Origin of the sequence: Ensifer sp. ENS11 (assembly GCF_014851895.1) — a bacterium.
In the GTDB taxonomy this organism is placed as follows: Bacteria; Pseudomonadota; Alphaproteobacteria; order Rhizobiales; family Rhizobiaceae; genus Ensifer; species Ensifer canadensis.
On the sequence record NZ_JACVAN010000006.1, the window covers coordinates 45,969 to 62,546 of the forward strand.

The window sequence follows — 16,578 nt, forward strand, 5'->3', positions numbered from 1 at the left end:
CGCCTGATGTGACGAAGAATGTCACTGACGGCGCGGACGCGCCGTCGCTAGATTCCTGTGACGAGCACAGGAATGAGGTAGGTATCCGTGGTCTCAGTTGCGGCATGGAGGCCGAAACAACGCCAGGCATCGTCTATCGGCGCAGCGCGATCAGTCACGCCTATCGAAATGGGTGCGCAGCGCCACATGGGTCTGCACGGTGGCGACGCCCGATATCAACGAGATCTGCCGACGGATGGTGTCAAGATCGCCGTTCGAAGCGCATTCGACCAGCAGCATCAGGTCGGTCTCTCCGGCGAGCGACCAGCAGCTGACGACCGGCGGCATGCCGGCGAGATGCGGTACGATGTGGTCGCAGTTCTTACCGGGCTGGAAGGATATCGCGATCAGCGCGCGCACGACCGGCGCCTTGTCCTCGATGCCGATGCGGATCGTATAGCCGGCGATGACGCCCTTGGTTTCGAGCCGGCGCAGACGTTCATGGGCGGCGCTGCGTGACAAGCCGGCATGGCGGGCAAGCGCCACCAGGCTCTGGCGCGAATCCTGCCGCAGGGCGGCCACCAGCAGCCGGTCCTTTTCATCAAGTTCGGTCAATGTGTCGTCCCCTTGGTCATTTTGCCGGACAATCGTCCGGTCTTCCGCCATCATGTCCAGTGAAACCGGACGATAGGACGGCTAGCTTCCCGAGGCAATCAAGGAGCGTTAGCCATGACCATTCCGAGACTTCCCGACAATGCCGTCCTCATCCCGATCGACATGCAGCAGGCATTTGATGCCGCTCCCTGGCCGCCACGCTGGAACGGGGACGTTGACAACAACGGCCGCGCCTTGCTTGCCGCCTGGCGCGCGGCCGGCCGGCCGATCATCCATGTGCGGCACGACAGCGTCGCGCCGGGCTCGACCTTGAGGCCGGGTGCGTCTGGCAACGCGCCGCGCCCGGGCTTCGAGCCCGTTGGCGACGAACCGCTCGTCAACAAGAGCGTCAACGCCGCCTTCATCGGCACCGATCTCGATCTTCGCCTGCGCCGGCTCGGCGTTGATACGATCGTCCTCTTCGGCATCTCGACTGATATGTGTGTTTCGACCTCGGTGCGGGTCGGCGCCAATCTCGGTTACCGGGTGGTCCTGGTGGAAGATGCCTGCGACTGCTTCGACCAGCCGGATGGCGACGGCGACATGATCCCGGCGCGGGACATCCACCGTGCCCATGTCGCAACGCTGCGGGCGGAATTCGCGGAGGTGACGACCACGGCGGCAATCATTTCGGCCATGCGGCCGGCGTCGGCAGCGTAAGGACGCCGCAACGCGTGCAGTGGCTTATCGGCTGGCGGCGCCGCGGACTTCCAGCACCTGGTAGGTCCATTTCGGCGTCGTCAGGCTTTCGCCCTCTCGGCTCGGGAAAGTGAGGAAAGTCTCGAAAGGCCTTGCCTGGCCGACGGGCACGCGGGCGAGAACCAGGGCTGAGTCGTCGCCGATCTTCGCGCATGCGTCCTGCGGGCAGTCTTCGAGCGTCACGGAAAGCCGGAAATATTCGAGCGGTGTTGCGCCATTGTTGCTGACGGTGCCGCGCAGGCGGAAGCTGCGCTCCGGCTGGCTTTGTTCGAACGTCATGCCGTCGAGGCTGATGTTCTGGGCGGCCGGAGCCGCCGGGGCCGTCGCCACCGGCTCAGGTGCTGCAGCCTTGCGCTCGCCGCGGTCGCTGATCCAGACGACGAAGGCAGAGAGCAGGGCGATCGCCACTGCGACCGAGAGGATGGGCTCGGCCCACCGGCGAAAGCGGCTGAAACGCGCCGCCAGATACACGATCGCCACGCCAACCAACGCTACCAACCAAAGCATGAAGCTCCTCCTCGTCGACCCTTATATAGTGTGAGGAGCGGGTGGCAACATCGCGTGGCTCTGGTCGAAGGTCACGCTTGCGACATTTGGTGGATTGAACGGCGAGCGATTTCGTCAACCCCTTGCGGCGATTGCAAATGTTGCGGGCTTTTGGGCGCTTCTACCGGGGCGTAACGGCCCCAAGGCTGACGGTATAGGTGCCCTCGAAAGGAACGGCTGCGAAGCGTTCGTTGATGTCGGCGAGGCTCTTTTCCGGGTCGAGATCGGCGAAGATGTCGGGCCGCAGCCAGTGGGCGAAGGCTTCGGCAGCGACAATATTGAGCGGGATGGCGTTGAAGAAGTTCCAGACGCCATGGACGCGGCCGTTCTCGACCGCCGCAACGCTCGATAGCGCCGGCGTTGCGACGGCCGCAGCCAAGGTCTGCTGCGCCTCTTGCCTGGCAACGCCGGGACCGATGGAGAAGCCGCTATAGGTGCCGCCGGGCGAAGAGGTGGCGATGTAGACGTCGGGGTTTGCCGCCATCACCGCTTCTGCATTGACGGTGCCGCCGACGCGCGGCAGCGCGCCTTCGGCGATGTTGCGGCCGCCGGCGATCGTCAGGAATTCGCCGAGCCCACCGACGCCATAGGCCCAGCAGCAACGGTCAGGCTTGGGAAACGCATCCATCAGCACGGTTGGGCGCGGTTCGGGCTTGGCGGCGACACGGGAGCGGATCAGCGCCAGCTTGTCTTCGTAGTAGCGTGCGAAGGCTTCGGCCTGCTCGTCGCGTTCGAAGATACGCCCAAGGAGCCGCATCATATCCGGCGTGCTCTTCAGGGGATCGCTGTTGAAGTCGACGACGATGACCGGCACGCCGGTGCTGGTGAGATAGTCGATGGCGCGCTGGCCCGGCTCGGTGTCGGCCTGCCAGTTGGCGAGGATCGCGAGGTCGGCCTTCAGCGTCAGCAGCGTTTCGAAAGACAGTGCGGCGCCGGTGCCGCCGTCGTCGATCAGCGGCACGTCGGCGATTGCAGGAAATTTTTTGCGAAAGCTCTCGTAGATCTCAGGGTTGTCGCCCTTCATGTCTCCGGACCAGCCGGCCAGCAGGCTGACGGGGTCCGGATGAATGAGCGAAAGCGCGACCAGGTTGAAGCCGCTGCCAAGCAGGATGGCTTTTGGCCTTTCCGCTAACGTCACCTCGCGCCCGGCCGCGTCCTTCACCGTCAGCGGCCATCGGTTTTCGGCCCGGGCGCCAGTGGCGAAAAGCGTGGTGGTGACGAAGATGGCCAGCAAGGCCCGGACCGTGGATCGCGATAGGAGAAGCAAAACTACTGTTTCCGTTGGGTGGGAAGGGCGCAGAGGCTGCCGCAGCTGCGGACCCCCGGCAGCAGATAGCGCAGGCAGCAGATCTTGCGCCGGCACACCCGCGCACCGTCCTCTTCCTCGTGACGCAGGCAATCGAAGAAGGGGTTGGGCGAGCCGTCGGGCAGGGATCTGCTGCCGATGAGGGCTTCGGCCTGGGCATGAAGCGGCTCGACGCCGGCGGCGCGCAGGGCATAGTCGATGTAAACCAGCGCGTTGTTCCAGGCGAGTTTCGGCGCGATGCCGCCACTCGACTTGAGGTAGCCGACCACTTCGCGCAGGTGCTCGCCCATCAGCGGCGCCAGGGTGGCAAACACGTCGTCGTCATCGCCCGCCTGCCAGTTACCGGCATCGGCGACGCCAAAGGCGCGGGGCAGGCCATCTTCTGCCAGCGCCACCTTCATGCGGTTGAAGGCGACCGGCAACACCTGATGGTCGAGCACGCGAGCAACGAGATAGGGGATGGTGAGCGCCGAGAAGTAGTAGAGCGACCACATGGAGGCGATCGCGCGGCGGTCGGTGCCGCCGGACCTTTCAGCGTAGGTGTCGAGGGCGCGGTCGAAGGCGCCGGAGGCGAAGAACTCGGGCAGGACCATGCCGTCGGAAAGATCGTCCGACAGCACCATCTTTTCGTTGCACCAGGCGTGCGGGCCGGAAAAGGCAGCAGACAGAACCTTGGGGGCGCCTGTCTCCATGATCGCTTCGGATACGGCAGTCATTGGGGCACCCGCGTGTGGCCCGTGGCCGGCCCACTGCCGTTGCGAGGCCTGCCGCGCGGAGCCGTCGCGAACACAAATGCGGGGGCGGACAGACGCCATCTTGCAACCATGCGACACCTTCTGAACGGGTCAGACATTCATAAGATGATCGTGTTACTCATGTTTATTCGTTGTGCAAGTTATTTTATGAGTTTTGTCCGCATGTTTTAATGCGCGGGCGAGGCGCGAGACAGCCGCAAGCTCGGGCTTGCGGCTACTGAAGGGCCGGTGCCGCGGGCTCGACGGCCGCCTACATCAGGCCGAGCTGCTTGTAGAAGCCGAGCGCGTCGTAATAGTCGCTTTGAGTGGCGATCTTGCCGTCCTTGACCGTGAAGACCGAGGCGCCGGTGAACTTGAAGCTCTTGCCGGTCGCGGCCGTGCCATCGGCCCAGGCGCCTGAGTTGGTGCCGGAGAATTCCCATTCGAAGGAGACCTTGTCGCCGGCGGCGATGGGGTCGCCTTTCATGGTCCAGACGGCGTCGGGAACCGCATTCAGGAAATTGTCGATGACACCGGTCTTGGCGGCATCCTTGCCGGTGACAGGCTTGCCGACGGACGCGTCGTAATAGGTGACGTCGTCGGCGAAATAGGATGCGGCCTTGCTCGAGTCATGGGCATTCCACGCTGCGACATAGGCACCGACGACATCAGGCGCCGCGTCGGCGGCGAGGCCGGCGGGCGCCAGAAGAAGTGTGCTCAGACCCAATGCACCTGCAGCAGCAAGCAGTTGACGGCGATACATGGCATTTTCCTCCCGTTTATCTTCGTTTGCATGCTTTGTCCGCACCGCGGCCAACGTCCTGCCGGCGTCAGCCGTGGTTGATCATGATGTGACGGACAGCAGTGTAGTCCTCGAGCGCATAGACCGACATGTCCTTGCCATAGCCCGACTGCTTGACGCCGCCATGCGGCATCTCGTTGGTCAGCATGAAGTGGGTGTTGATCCAGGTGCAGCCATATTGCAGGCGCGAGGCGGCCTTCATCGCCTTGGAGATGTCCTTCGTCCAGACCGAAGAGGCGAGGCCATAATCGCTGTCGTTGGCCCAGCCGACGGCATCGTCCTTGCCGGTGAAGCGGGTGACCGAGACGACAGGGCCGAACACCTCGCGACGGACGATCTCGTCTTCCTGCGTCGCGCCGGCAATCACCGTCGGCTGGAAGAAGAAACCGTCGGCGCTGCCAGGAGCACCGCCGGTGGTGATCTCGATATGCTTCTGGTCGGCCGCACGTTCGACGAAGCTTGCGACGCGATCACGTTGGCGCCGCGAGATCAGCGGGCCGATCTCGTTTTCGGTGTCGTCGGCGAGATTGTAACGGATGGTGGAGACGGCCGAACTCAGGTCGGCGACGAGCTTTTCGTAGATGCCGGCTTCGGCATAGATGCGGCAGGCGGCGGTGCAGTCCTGGCCGGCATTGTAATAGCCGAAGGTGCGGATGCCGTTGACGACGGCTTCGAGGTCGGCGTCGTCATAGACGATGACAGGGGCCTTGCCGCCGAGCTCCAGATGCGTGCGCTTCACCGTCTTGGCGGCGGCCGTCAGCACCTTCTTGCCGGTGGCGATGTCGCCGGTGATCGAGACCATCGCGATCTTCGGGTGGTTGATCAGCGCGTTGCCGACGGTTTCGCCGCGGCCCGTGACAACGTTGACCACGCCTTCCGGCAGGATGTCGGCGAGCAGACGGGCGAGCTTCAGCGCCGTCAAAGGCGTCTGTTCGGACGGCTTGAAAACGACGGTGTTGCCGCCGGCAATCGCCGGTGCCAGTTTCCACGCCATCATCATCAGCGGGTAGTTCCAGGGCGCGATCGAGCCGACGATGCCAACCGGATCGCGACGAACCATGGAGGTATGCCCCGGCAGATACTCGCCCGATGTCGGCGCGTGCAGATTGCGGATGGCGCCGGCAAAGAAGCGCCAGCAATCGACGATCGCCGGCAGTTCGTCGTTCTTCACCGCATTGATCGGCTTGCCGCAGTTGAGCGCTTCAAGGGCTGCGAAATCGTCGGCGTGCTTTTCGATCGCGTCGGCGATCCTGAGCAGGTAACCGGAGCGTTCGCCGGGTGTCGTCATCGACCAGGAGACGAAGGCGCGTTCTGCCGCGCTCACCGCCGCCTCGACCTGAATGTGCGAGGCTTCGGCGAGGTCGATGATCTTTCCGCCGGTGCGCGGGTTCAGGATATGCTCTTCGGCCTCGGTTCCGGCTTCGAAGCGCGATCCGATCAAAAGCTGGGTGTCCATGTCTGTTCTCCCTTGAAAGTCGAGTTCACTTGCCGGCACCGGCGATCTGGTCGCCGTCGCGGGTCAGGTAGTAGGCGCCGAGGATCGGCAGGAAAGTGACCAGCACCACGATCATGGCGACCACGTTGGTCACCGGTCGCTGGCGCGGGCGGATGAGTTCTTCGAGCATCCAGATCGGCAGCGTCGACTGCTGGCCGGCGGTGAAGGTGGTGACGATCACCTCGTCGAAGGACAGCGCGAAGGCGAGCATGCCGCCGGCAAGAAGTGCGGTGCCGATGTTCGGCAGGATGATGTGGCGGAAGGTCTGGAAGCCGTCGGCACCCAGGTCCATCGAGGCTTCGATCAGCGAGCCCGATATGCGGCGGAAACGGGCCACCGCATTGTTGTAGACGACGACGATGCAGAAGGTCGCGTGACCGAGCACGATCGTCCAGAAGGAGAATGGCATCTCCGCCATGGAAAAGGCCGAGCGCAGCGCGATGCCGGTGATGATGCCGGGCAGCGCGATCGGCAGGATGACCAGCAGCGAGATCGTCTCGCGGCCGAAGAAGCGGGTCTGGCTGACGGCGGCGGCACAGAGCGTGCCGAGCACCAGGGCGACCGCGGTCGCGATCGAGGCGACCTTGACCGAGAGCGTCAGCGCCGCCCAGACATCCGGCCGGTTCCAGGCAACCGCAAACCATTGTGTCGTCAGCCCCGGCGGCGGGAACTGGTAGCTCTTTTCCTCCGTGGTGAAGGCATAGAGGAAGATCAGCAGGATTGGCACATGCATGAAGGCGAGGCCGGCGGCAGCTGCGATCTTCAGTCCGAGGGGCGAGCGGTTGAGGCGGTCAGAGCGCATCGAAGGCCCCCATGCGTTTGGCCATCCAGAGATAGGCGCCCATGATGACGATCGGCACCACGGTAAAGGCGGCGGCAAGCGGAATGTTGCCGGCAGTGCCCTGCTGGGCATAGACCGCCTGACCGATGAACAGCCGGGAGGAGCCGATGATCTGCGGAATGATGTAATCGCCGAGCGTCAGCGAGAAGGTGAAGATCGAGCCGGCGACGATGCCCGGCAGCGCCAGCGGGAAGAGCACGTGGCGAAAGGTCTGGGCCGGCGTGCCGCCGAGATCGGAGGAGGCCTCGATCAGGTTGGTCGGCACGCGCTCCAGCGCTGCCTGGATCGGCAGGATCATGAACGGCATCCAGACATAGACGAAGACGATGAAGGTGCCGGTGTAGCTGACCGAGAGCGAGTTGCCCCCGACGACGGGAAGCGAGAGCCAGGCATCGAGCACCCACAGAAGATGCAGCTTCGCGAGGAACCAGGTGACGATGCCTTCCTTGGCCAGGATCAGCTTCCAGGCATAGATCTTGACCAGGTAGCTCGACCAGAGCGGCAGCATGACGCCGAGATAGAACAGCACCTTCCATTTTCCCTGCGCGTAGCGCGCCGCGTAATAGGCGATCGGGAAGGCGATGAGCGCCGAGGCGAGCGTCACGATTGCCGCCATTGATACGGTGCGCAGGATGATGTCGAGATTGGTTTCGCTCAGCAGCTGGCGGTAGGTGGCGAAGGTGAACTCGTAATTGATCAGGCCGGAGAAGTCGTCGATCGAGAAGAAGCTCTGCAGCAGGAGAGCAAAGAGCGAGCCGACATAGACGACGCCGAGCCATAAGAGCGGCGGCGCCAGCATGACGACAAGCAGCACATGCGGGTGCTTCCAGAAGAAGTCCGAGAGCCGGCCGGTCGGGCCGCGGCGATCCGGGACTGCGAGATTTTCAGCGACGGCGGTCATGCGTCCTCCATCGGGTGCAGTTCGTCGGCGGCAAAGCTGATAGTGACGGGGCTGCCGATTTGCGGGACGGCGAGCGAGGCGGGGCTTGCAACCGCGATGCGCGCGCCTTCGACGTCGACGACGACGCGGTTGACCGCGCCGAGGAAACTATGGGCCGACACGGTGCCGTTGAGGCTGAGCGCGCCTTCGCGCGGGGCCGACAGCGCGATCGCCTCGGGGCGAAGGCTGGCATAGGAGGATCTGACGCCCAGCCTCTGGCACAGCTTTGCCGGCAAGACGTTTGACGAGCCGACGAAATCGGCGACGAAGCGTGTCTTCGGCTGCTTGTAGACTTCTTCTGGGCTGCCGAGCTGCTGGATGCGGCCGTCGTTGAAGACGGCGATGCGGTCGGCCATCGACAGCGCTTCGCCCTGATCGTGGGTGACGAAGACGAAGGTGATGCCGAGCGATTTTTGCAGGGTCTTCAGTTCCTCCTGCATCTGCTCGCGCAGCTTCAGGTCGAGCGCGCCGAGCGGCTCGTCGAGCAAAAGCACCTTGGGCTTGTTCACCAGCGCGCGGGCGAGCGCCACGCGCTGACGCTGGCCACCCGAGAGCTGGCCGGGGCGGCGGCTGCCATAGTCCGGCAGCTTGACCATGGCGAGCGCATCTGCCGCCGCCTTGCGGCGCTCCTCGCGGCCGACGCCCTTGACCATCAGCCCGTAGGCAACGTTGTCGAGGATCGAGAGATGCGGGAACAGCGCATAGTCCTGGAACACGGTGTTGACGCTGCGGCGATAGGGCGGCACGCCCTCCGCGGTTTCGCCGAAGATTTCGATATGACCGCCTGTCGGCTGTTCAAAGCCGGCCATCAGCCTCAGGCAGGTGGTCTTGCCCGAGCCCGAGGGGCCGAGCATGGCGAAGAACTCGCCCTCGGCGACTTCGAGGTCCACACCATCGACCGCGCGTACGGCGCCGAAGTGGCGGGAAACATTGTCGAAAAGAACGGCGGTGGACATCAAATTGCTCCAGGATTCCAGCCCCTCATCCCGCTGCCGCAACCTTCTCCCCGCTCGGGGGGAGAAGGGAACGTGCGGTTGGCGTCTCGCCCAAAGCTCACCCGGCGGGTTTGCCGGGGGCGTTCCCTCTCCCCGCGTGCGGGGAGAGGGTCAGGGTGAGGGGCGATGCTTGCGATATGGTCGTGGCGGCTCAGCGACCGCCGATAACGCCGATGTAGTCGGAGACCCAGCGGTGGTAAGGCACACATTCGCCCTGGCTTGCGCATTTCGTCACCGGCGTCTTCCAGAACTTGACCTTGTCGAAGTCCTCGTAGCCGTTGGTCTTGCAGCCGGCGTCGGTCAGAAGGTCATTGCCCTTGCAGGCTGCGCCGACGGACGGGTTGGCGCCGAACCAGGCAGAGACGTCGCCCTGGACCTTTGGCGACAGCGAATGCTCCATCCACATATAGGCGCAGTTCGGATGGGCGCTTTCGGCGTGCAGCATGGTGGTGTCAGCCCATCCGGTGACCCCTTCTTCCGGGATGGTTGAGGCGATCGGCAGCTTTTCGGCTTCCATCAGGTTGACCTGGAACGGCCAGGAGCCGGAGGCGACGACGCCTTCGTTCTTGAAGTCGTCGATCTGGATCATCGCATCGTGCCAGTAGCGGCCGACGAGCGTGCGCTGGGTGCGCAGCAGATCGAGCGCTGCCTTGTACTGGTCTTCGTTGAGTTCGTAGGGATCCTTGATGCCGAGCTCGGGCTTGTGCTTGATCAGGTAGTTGGCGGCGTCGGCGACATGGATCGGGCCGTCATAGGCCTGGACACGGCCCTTGTTGGACTTGCCGTCGGGCAGGTTCATTTCCTCGAAGACGACGTTCCAGCTCTTCGGCGCTTCGCCCTTGAAGGCATCCTTGTTGTACATCAGCACGTTCGGACCCCAGACATAGGGAGTGCCGTAGTGAACGCCGTTGACCGTGTGCCAGGGCGCGTTCTGCATGCGCTCGTCGATCGTCTTCCAGCTGGGGATGAGATCGGTGTTGATCGGCTGGACGCGCTTGCCGGCGACGAGCCGCATCGAGGCGTCGCCCGAGGCGGTGACGAGGTCGAAGCCGCCTTCGTTCATCAGCGCCACCATTTCGTCGGAGGTCGCGGCCGTCTTGACGCTGACCTTGCAGCCGGTCTGCTTTTCGAAATCGGTGACCCAGTCGTAGTTCTTGTCGGTCTCGCCGCGCTCGATGTAGCCAGCCCAGGCGACGATCGACAGTTCGCCTTCGCCCTTGCCCAGTTCCTTCAGCGGCTCCTGCGCCAAGGCGGGCGCCACGAGGCCGAGCGACAACGTCAGCGCGGTGCAGGATTTCAGGATCTGCTTCATCTGAATTCTCCCAATTTTGAGCCGCATTTTACGGCTTCGTTCCCAGATTGAAACGTGCCTTGATTTCTCCGCATTCGCAAATTCATTAATCAGAATGCCGCTATCGGTTTTACCGATATCAGGGCCGTGTCAAGGCTCCAACGTGCCCGGCAAATGCCGAGTAGCTACATGATTTTACTCGTGGTTCTGGATCGCACCGGGATTTTTAGCGCGGCCGGGCGCTGCGAAGCGCTTCGGCTATGCCGACGAAATCGCGGGCCGATTGCGGCAGGCTGGAGCCCTTGCGCCAGACCATGCCGACCTGGACGACGGGCAGGGCGCCGGAGACGTCGCGGCTCTCGATGCGGTCGCCTTCAAGCGACCAGGGGCGGTAGACGAGATCGGGCAGGAGCGCGATGCCGGCGCCAGTCGCCACCAGGCTGCGCACCGCTTCGACCGAGCGGGTGCGGAAGGCGACATGCGGGCGGGCGCCGAGCGCCGACAGCAGCTTGCCGGTGTTCTCCTCGATTTCATCCACCGTCAGCATGATCAGCGGCTCCTTGGCGATATCGCTGATCGAGATGATGTCGGCGCTGACAAGCGGATGGCCGATCGGCAGCCAGAGGCGATAGGGCGAGGTTTCGAGAATCTCAGCCTGCAGCGCCATGCGGTCGCGCAGGTTGGAAATGACCATGACGGCAACGTCGAGTTCGCCGCCGATCAGCAGGTGTTCGAGATATGAGCCGTTGTCCTCGATGGCACTGACATCGACGCCGGGACAGGCGCGGCGATAGCGAGCGAGCAGGTCGGAGAGGACGTAACCGGCAACCAGCGAGGTGACGCCGAGATTGAGCTTGCCGCCGGTTTCCTCGCGGCTGTCGGAAAAACTGCGCCGGGCGTCGGAGACATCGGAGAGGATCTTGGTCGCATGCCGCAGGAACTGATGGCCGTTGTGGGTGATCGAAAGACCGCGCGGATGCCGGTCGAACAGCTCGACGCCGAGGTCCCCTTCAAGCTCCTTGATCGCCTCGGTGATCGAGGATTGCGAGATCGAGAGGTTCTGCGCCGCCCGCGTGATCGAGCCTTGCTCGGCAACGGCGACGAAATACTGCAACTGTCTGAAGGTGAAGGCCATCCGTGCAGTTAATCGTTGTGGAGGCGCGCTTGCAAGCGCTGCCAAGAGATCGTCCCCGACAACGCAACTGCGGCGGGATTTGTCCGGTTATGTCGGTTTCCGGATAGAAGACCGGCGGCCTGCTGCTAGACTTCCGCCGGAGAGATCAGGGAGGCGGACTTTGGATCAGGCTGTATCGAAACCGATGCCGACGGAGGAGGGCATCCTCGCCTTTCACCGGCGCTGCGAAGAATTCTATCCCGCCGATGCGGTCGATGCGTCGATCGAACAGCAGCGCAAATGGTACGATGCGCTCTGCGCAGAGTTCGACGCGCCGTCGCCGGCGGGGCTGACGCGCGAGGACGAGCTTGTCGACGGCCGGATCCCGATCCGGCGCTATCGGCCGGCGAGCGTTTCGACCGACACCCGAATCTACTACATTCACGGCGGCGGTTGGGTCGTCGGCTCGCTCGACAGCCATGACGCCATCTGCGCCGAGCTTGCCGATTTCGCAAGGGCAGAACTGGTGTCGGTTGATTATCGGCTGGCGCCCGACCACGTCTGGCCAGCCGCCTTCGAGGATTGCTACGCGGTCTTGAATTTCCTGGTGGCCGATGGCCGACCGGTGGTGGTCGTCGGCGACAGTGCCGGCGGGAACCTGACCGCAGGCATCGTGTTGAAGGCCCGGGCGGACGGGGTGTCTGGTATCGTCGGGCAGGCGCTGATCTATCCTGGCCTCGGCGGTGACCTGGCTTCCGGTTCCTATCTCGAAATGTCCGATGCGCCGGGACTGACGACTGCCGATACCAGCTACTACCGAAAGATTTTGCAGGCGCCGGCCGACGACCCGTTTGCGGTGCCGCTGGCGGAGAAGGATCTTTCCGGCTTACCGCCGACCTATATCGCTGGTGCCTATTTCGACCCCTTGCGCGATGACGCGCGCCTCTATGCCGCGCGGCTTGCGACGGCCGGCGTCAACGTCACCTTTCGCGAAGAGCCGCAGATGATCCACGCCTGGCTGCGGGCACGGCACATGAGTGAGGGTGCGCGCGAAGGCTTTCGGCGCTTGGCCGAAGGTATTGCGGTGCTTGTCGGAACCGGCTGAACGCTCCAGTTTTCACCGGAGCGCAATTGCGGGCGGAAACGCGCTAGCTCTTCGCCTTGAACACCAGCACCGGATTGGGGCGGAAGCTCTGCGGGAACAGTTTGCGCAGGCTCTCGATCTTCGGCATGTCGTTGTAGACGATGTAGGGATAGGTCGGGTTGCGCGTCAGGAAATCCTGATGGTAGCCCTCCGCGACATAGAAGCCCTTCAGCGGCGCGATCTCGGTGACGATCTCGGTCGGAAAGACGCCTGATTTTCCGAGCTCGGCGACGTAGGCCTCGGCGATCTTCTTCTGCTCCGGCGTGGCAACGAACAGAGCCGAACGATACTGCGTGCCGTGATCCGGCCCCTGATAGTTCAGCTGCGTCGGGTTGTGGCCGACGGAGAAGAAGATCTGCAACAGCTTGCCGTAGCTGACCTGGCTCGGATCGTAGGTCACTTCCACCGATTCCGCGTGGCCGGTGTCGCCATTGCTGACCGCCTCATAGGACGCCGTGTCGCGGCTGCCGCCGGCATAGCCCGAGACAGCGTTGGTCACGCCCTTCACATGCTGGAAGACGCCCTGGACGCCCCAGAAACAACCGCCGGCAAATACCGCCGTTTCCGGACCGCTGGCCGCTTTCTCATCCAGCGACGGCGGGGGAATGGATACGGCCGGTTCGGCGGCGCGGGCTGAGGGCGCAATCGAAAGGGCGGCGCAGATGGCAAGTGCCGGAGCCATCAGCCAGAGATGGTGGTTGATAGCCGGAGCGAACGGCAGAATGTTGCGTGTCGAAGACATGGTTGCTTCCTCTGCCGCGTTCGGGCGGCGGCCGTGTGAACCCATGTTTTTCGCGGACCCGGCCGAATGCAAATCGCAAGAGCGTGCTTCACGGCAATGTGACGATCCGCTACCGCTGCATTGGCGACTTGATCCCGCATAGCGGGGACTGTGGAAGGTTAGAGGAGGGGTGATGGCTGGCGAAACGGATTTGACGAAGCTGCTGGCGACGATGGCGCCGGTTCTGTTTCCGCAGACCTATGTCTATTGCACCGTGCCCCATGACGAGGCGCAGCGTTACATGCCGGTGGAGCCGCTTGCCACCTATCGCGAGGACGAGGGGCTGACGCTGATCCTGGAGCGTCATGCTGCCGATGCGGCCGGCCTTTCCTATGGTCCGCTGCTTCGCCGCATCACGCTCAATGTGCATTCGGCGCTTGAGGCGGTCGGGCTGACGGCGGCGGTGGCGACGGCGCTGACGCGGGAGGGCATCAGTGCCAACGTCGTGGCCGCCTATTATCATGACCACATCTTCGTGCCGGAGGCCGATGCCGAGCGTGCGCTCGAGGCGCTGCTGGCATTGAGCCCGGCCTGATCGCCTCGGCGATCACATGAAGCGGATGTCGCGCGGCGGGTTTTCGTAGTCGTCGTGACGACCGTTCTCGTAGATGATCGGTGCCGTGCCGAGTTCCTCGTCGCTGACGCCGTCAACGCAGGCGACGTTGACGGCGTAGAAATGGCCGAGGAAATCCTCGAGATAGCCGCGCGAAAACGGCCGGATGCCGCAGCGGCTGCAGAAGTAGTGATCGACGTCGCCCTCCCGCCAGTTCGAAGGCTCCGCCCGATAGCTCGTCAACGCCTCCTTGCCCCTGGTGATGGCAAACTCGTCGCGCAGCGCGAAGGATTTCTGCATGCGCGTCTTGGCGCAGAAACTGCAATTGCAGCGGCGGATGCCTTCGGCAAGGTCGAGCTGGCATTCGAACTCAACGGTGCCGCAGTGGCAGCTGCCGCGATAGCGCTTTTTCATCGGACGGGCTCCTGTCTTTGGACAGTCGTCGGCTGTCCCTGGTCTTTCGACCGGGGAAACGACGCTGGCGAGTTGAACGTTGATGCGATTTATGTGTTGGCGTCCGTTGTGCGGACGCCGGTTATTATCCGGCTTTGACCGAGGCCTCCGCCTCGTCGGCAATTGCCGGATCGCTGTCGGCGCCGTCACCGGTTGCCTTGCGCAAGAGCAGGAAGGCGAGCAGTGCCGTCAGCAGCGACAGGGCCACGCAGATCGATGCGGTGAAGGCAAACGAATTGGTGAACACGTCGCGGGCGGCATTGAGCAGCCGTTCGGATTGCTCGCCCGGAAGTTGCTCGGCGATGGCGACGGCGCCGCCAAGCGTCTGGCGTGCGGCCTCCACGGTCTCAGTCGGAAGGCCGGTGACGATCACGGCGTCCATGCGGGTGCGATAGGCTGATGTCAGCATGCTGCCGAGCACGGCGATCCCGAGCGCACCGCCGAACTCGAAGCTCGTCTCCGAGATCGCCGATGCAGCGCCGGCGCGCTCCGGCGGGGCGGAGCCGACGATCAGGTCCGTCGTCAGCGTGCCCACTGGCGCAAAGCCGAGGCAGAGAACGACGAGGCCCGTCGTGACGAGCAGCGGACTGCTCGTCGTTTCGACCTGGGTGCAGATCGCAAAGCCGATGGCGGTCAGCACGAAGCCGGCAGCAATCAGGTTCGAGGCGGCATAGCGGGCGGCAAGCGACGGAACCAGGATCGAACCGAGCACCATGGCGACCCCTGTCGGCACCGACCAGAGACCGGCGACGAAGGGCGACAGGCCGAGCACGAGCTGCAGATACTGCGCCACGAACAGGAAGGCGCCAAAGCCGACGAACAGGCCGAGAATATTAACGCCGAGGGCGGCGCTGAAAGCCGGGGTCCTGAACAAGGCGAGGTCGATCAACGGATCGGCAAGCCGGCTCTGGCGCCGGGCAAACAGGATGGCGACGGTCAGCCCGAGCAGGATGAAGAACACGGCGGTGACGTCGAGACCGTCCTCGGCGATGCGCTTCATGCCATAGATTACCGACAGCACGGCAACCAGCGACTGTCCGGCACTGATGAAATCGAGCCGGCCGGCATTCGGATCGCGGAACTCCGGCAGCAGCATGGGACCGAGGATCAGAAGCAGGATCATCACAGGCACCGCGAGCAGGAACACCGAACCCCACCAGAACTGAGACAGCATCAGCCCGCCGACGACAGGGCCGATGGCGCCGCCGGCGGAGAAGCTGGCGATCCAGATGCCGATCGCCAGCGTGCGCTGCTTGTCATCGAGGAACATGTTGCGGATCAGCGACAGCGTCGAGGGCGCCAAGGTTGCTGCTGCGACGCCGAGGACAGCACGTGCGAGGATCAGCGTTTCGGCGCTCCAGGCGAAGGCGGCCAGCACCGAGGCGATGCCGAAGGCGATGGAGCCGATCATCAAGAGCCGGCGCCGGCCGATGCGGTCGCCAAGCGTGCCCATGGTGATCAGAGAGCCCGCCACCATGAAACCGTAGATATCGACGATCCACAGGAGCTGCGAGGCCGATGGCTTCAGCTGCTCGGTCAGTTGCGGCACCGCGAGATTCAGGACCGTCAGGTCCATCGAATAGAGCATGCAGGGCAAGGCGAGGACGGCAAGGCCGATCCACTCCCGCCGCGTGGCCTTCGGGCCCGGTGTGTTGTCCGCGGTGGTCATTGTCTCAGACATCGGAAAGATACTCCTCCAGTCTTTCGAGGCACTCGCCCCAGCCTTCCTGGTGCGAGTCGCGCTCGTCGACGCTGTCGAAGGGGGTCTGGTGGAAGGTCAGACGGGTCTTGCCGCCGACATCGACGAATGAAACGGTGATCAGCGTGTCGGCACCCGGCTTGCCTTCTTCGTCCCAGGCGAAGGTGAAGATGAGTTTCTCCGGCTCGATCACCTCGCGATAGACGCCGCCCATCCAATAGTCGCGCCCTTCCGGCGAACGGATGCAGGCGCGCCAGGCGCCGCCGGGGCGGAAATCCATCGTCAGCGAGTGCGGGCTGAAATCGCGCGGTCCCCACCAGCGCAAGGCATGCTCGGGCGTTGACCATACCCTAAACACCAGGCTGCGCGGCGCATCGAAGATCCTGGTGATTTCGAGGCTCAGTCTGTGTTCGCGCGATGCGTTTTCACTGGTCATTGCCATAACAATTCCTCCCGCAGCCAGCGCTGTCGCTTGGCGCGGCCGTTCTTTAACCTGAAAGTTATTTAACTTGATGGTTAATAACTGGGCGCGCGGGGAATTGTCAAGGCGGC

18 protein-coding genes are annotated in these 16,578 nt (G+C 63.8%); 3 read left to right on the forward strand and 15 right to left on the reverse strand.

Annotated elements, in window-relative coordinates; all coding sequences use genetic code 11:
• Positions 1-150 precede the first annotated feature (150 nt).
• The gene (locus IB264_RS13565; protein WP_225906328.1) at positions 151-594 is read right to left on the reverse strand and encodes an Lrp/AsnC family transcriptional regulator; all 444 of its coding nucleotides are present in this window, start codon (positions 592-594) and stop codon (positions 151-153) included.
• A gap of 114 nt (positions 595-708) precedes the next feature.
• Between IB264_RS13565 and IB264_RS13570 the strand changes: the two genes are divergently transcribed.
• Entirely contained in the window at positions 709-1,293 is a 585-nt protein-coding gene (locus IB264_RS13570) for a cysteine hydrolase family protein (protein ID WP_025427839.1), read from the forward strand.
• 24 nt (positions 1,294-1,317) lie between these two features.
• On the opposite strand, the gene IB264_RS13575 is transcribed toward IB264_RS13570, so the two are convergent.
• From IB264_RS13575 to IB264_RS13620, 10 genes are all read right to left on the reverse strand, one after another.
• The gene (locus IB264_RS13575; protein ID WP_025427838.1) at positions 1,318-1,839 is read right to left on the reverse strand and encodes a hypothetical protein; all 522 of its coding nucleotides are present in this window, start codon (positions 1,837-1,839) and stop codon (positions 1,318-1,320) included.
• A 160-nt stretch (positions 1,840-1,999) separates the two neighbouring features.
• The gene (locus tag IB264_RS13580; protein WP_025427837.1) at positions 2,000-3,145 is read right to left on the reverse strand and encodes an ABC transporter substrate-binding protein; all 1,146 of its coding nucleotides are present in this window, start codon (positions 3,143-3,145) and stop codon (positions 2,000-2,002) included.
• 2 nt (positions 3,146-3,147) lie between these two features.
• Entirely contained in the window at positions 3,148-3,900 is a 753-nt protein-coding gene (gene fhuF / locus IB264_RS13585) for a siderophore-iron reductase FhuF (protein ID WP_025427836.1), read from the reverse strand.
• 289 nt (positions 3,901-4,189) lie between these two features.
• On the reverse strand, positions 4,190-4,681 hold the full coding sequence (locus IB264_RS13590; RefSeq protein WP_025427835.1) for an ester cyclase: 492 nt from the start codon (positions 4,679-4,681) through the stop codon (positions 4,190-4,192).
• 67 nt (positions 4,682-4,748) lie between these two features.
• The gene (locus tag IB264_RS13595; RefSeq protein ID WP_025427834.1) at positions 4,749-6,176 is read right to left on the reverse strand and encodes a gamma-aminobutyraldehyde dehydrogenase; all 1,428 of its coding nucleotides are present in this window, start codon (positions 6,174-6,176) and stop codon (positions 4,749-4,751) included.
• Between the two features lie 25 nt (positions 6,177-6,201).
• Positions 6,202-7,017 (reverse strand): ABC transporter permease, encoded by an 816-nt coding sequence (locus IB264_RS13600; RefSeq protein ID WP_025427833.1) that lies wholly within the window; start codon positions 7,015-7,017, stop codon positions 6,202-6,204.
• Complete coding sequence (locus IB264_RS13605) at positions 7,007-7,957, reverse strand: ABC transporter permease (RefSeq protein WP_025427832.1); 951 nt, start codon at positions 7,955-7,957, stop codon at positions 7,007-7,009. Before IB264_RS13605 ends, IB264_RS13600 begins: the two co-directional genes overlap by 11 nt.
• Positions 7,954-8,952 carry an ABC transporter ATP-binding protein gene (locus IB264_RS13610; RefSeq protein ID WP_025427831.1) on the reverse strand — a complete coding sequence of 333 codons (999 nt, stop codon included), beginning with the start codon at positions 8,950-8,952 and terminating at the stop codon, positions 7,954-7,956. Before IB264_RS13610 ends, IB264_RS13605 begins: the two co-directional genes overlap by 4 nt.
• Before the next feature lie 190 nt (positions 8,953-9,142).
• Complete coding sequence (locus tag IB264_RS13615) at positions 9,143-10,303, reverse strand: ABC transporter substrate-binding protein (RefSeq protein ID WP_025427830.1); 1,161 nt, start codon at positions 10,301-10,303, stop codon at positions 9,143-9,145.
• 205 nt (positions 10,304-10,508) lie between these two features.
• On the reverse strand, positions 10,509-11,417 hold the full coding sequence (locus IB264_RS13620; RefSeq protein ID WP_025427829.1) for a LysR family transcriptional regulator: 909 nt from the start codon (positions 11,415-11,417) through the stop codon (positions 10,509-10,511).
• A 160-nt stretch (positions 11,418-11,577) separates the two neighbouring features.
• Between IB264_RS13620 and IB264_RS13625 the strand changes: the two genes are divergently transcribed.
• A complete protein-coding gene (locus IB264_RS13625; protein WP_025427828.1) occupies positions 11,578-12,501 on the forward strand; it encodes an alpha/beta hydrolase in 924 nt (307 codons plus the stop codon).
• Positions 12,502-12,544: 43 nt separating this feature from the next.
• Here IB264_RS13625 and msrA read toward each other — a convergent pair whose 3' ends face one another.
• Positions 12,545-13,222: a peptide-methionine (S)-S-oxide reductase MsrA gene (gene msrA, locus IB264_RS13630; protein ID WP_038577286.1), complete on the reverse strand. Its 678-nt coding sequence runs from the start codon at positions 13,220-13,222 to the stop codon at positions 12,545-12,547.
• A gap of 232 nt (positions 13,223-13,454) precedes the next feature.
• On the opposite strand from msrA, the gene IB264_RS13635 reads away from it, so the two are divergent.
• Entirely contained in the window at positions 13,455-13,856 is a 402-nt protein-coding gene (locus tag IB264_RS13635; RefSeq protein ID WP_025427826.1) for an ACT domain-containing protein, read from the forward strand.
• 12 nt (positions 13,857-13,868) lie between these two features.
• Here the strand turns inward: IB264_RS13635 and IB264_RS13640 are convergent, their stop codons facing one another.
• The 3 genes from IB264_RS13640 to IB264_RS13650 form a co-directional block, all read right to left on the reverse strand.
• Positions 13,869-14,288, reverse strand: a complete 420-nt coding sequence (locus tag IB264_RS13640) for a GFA family protein (RefSeq protein ID WP_025427825.1) — start codon at positions 14,286-14,288, stop codon at positions 13,869-13,871.
• 124 nt (positions 14,289-14,412) lie between these two features.
• The gene (locus IB264_RS13645; protein WP_234907748.1) at positions 14,413-16,008 is read right to left on the reverse strand and encodes an MFS transporter; all 1,596 of its coding nucleotides are present in this window, start codon (positions 16,006-16,008) and stop codon (positions 14,413-14,415) included.
• The gene (locus tag IB264_RS13650; protein ID WP_371412246.1) at positions 16,001-16,468 is read right to left on the reverse strand and encodes an SRPBCC domain-containing protein; all 468 of its coding nucleotides are present in this window, start codon (positions 16,466-16,468) and stop codon (positions 16,001-16,003) included. The genes IB264_RS13645 and IB264_RS13650 overlap by 8 nt, the downstream gene beginning before the upstream one ends.
• Positions 16,469-16,578: the final 110 nt, after the last annotated feature.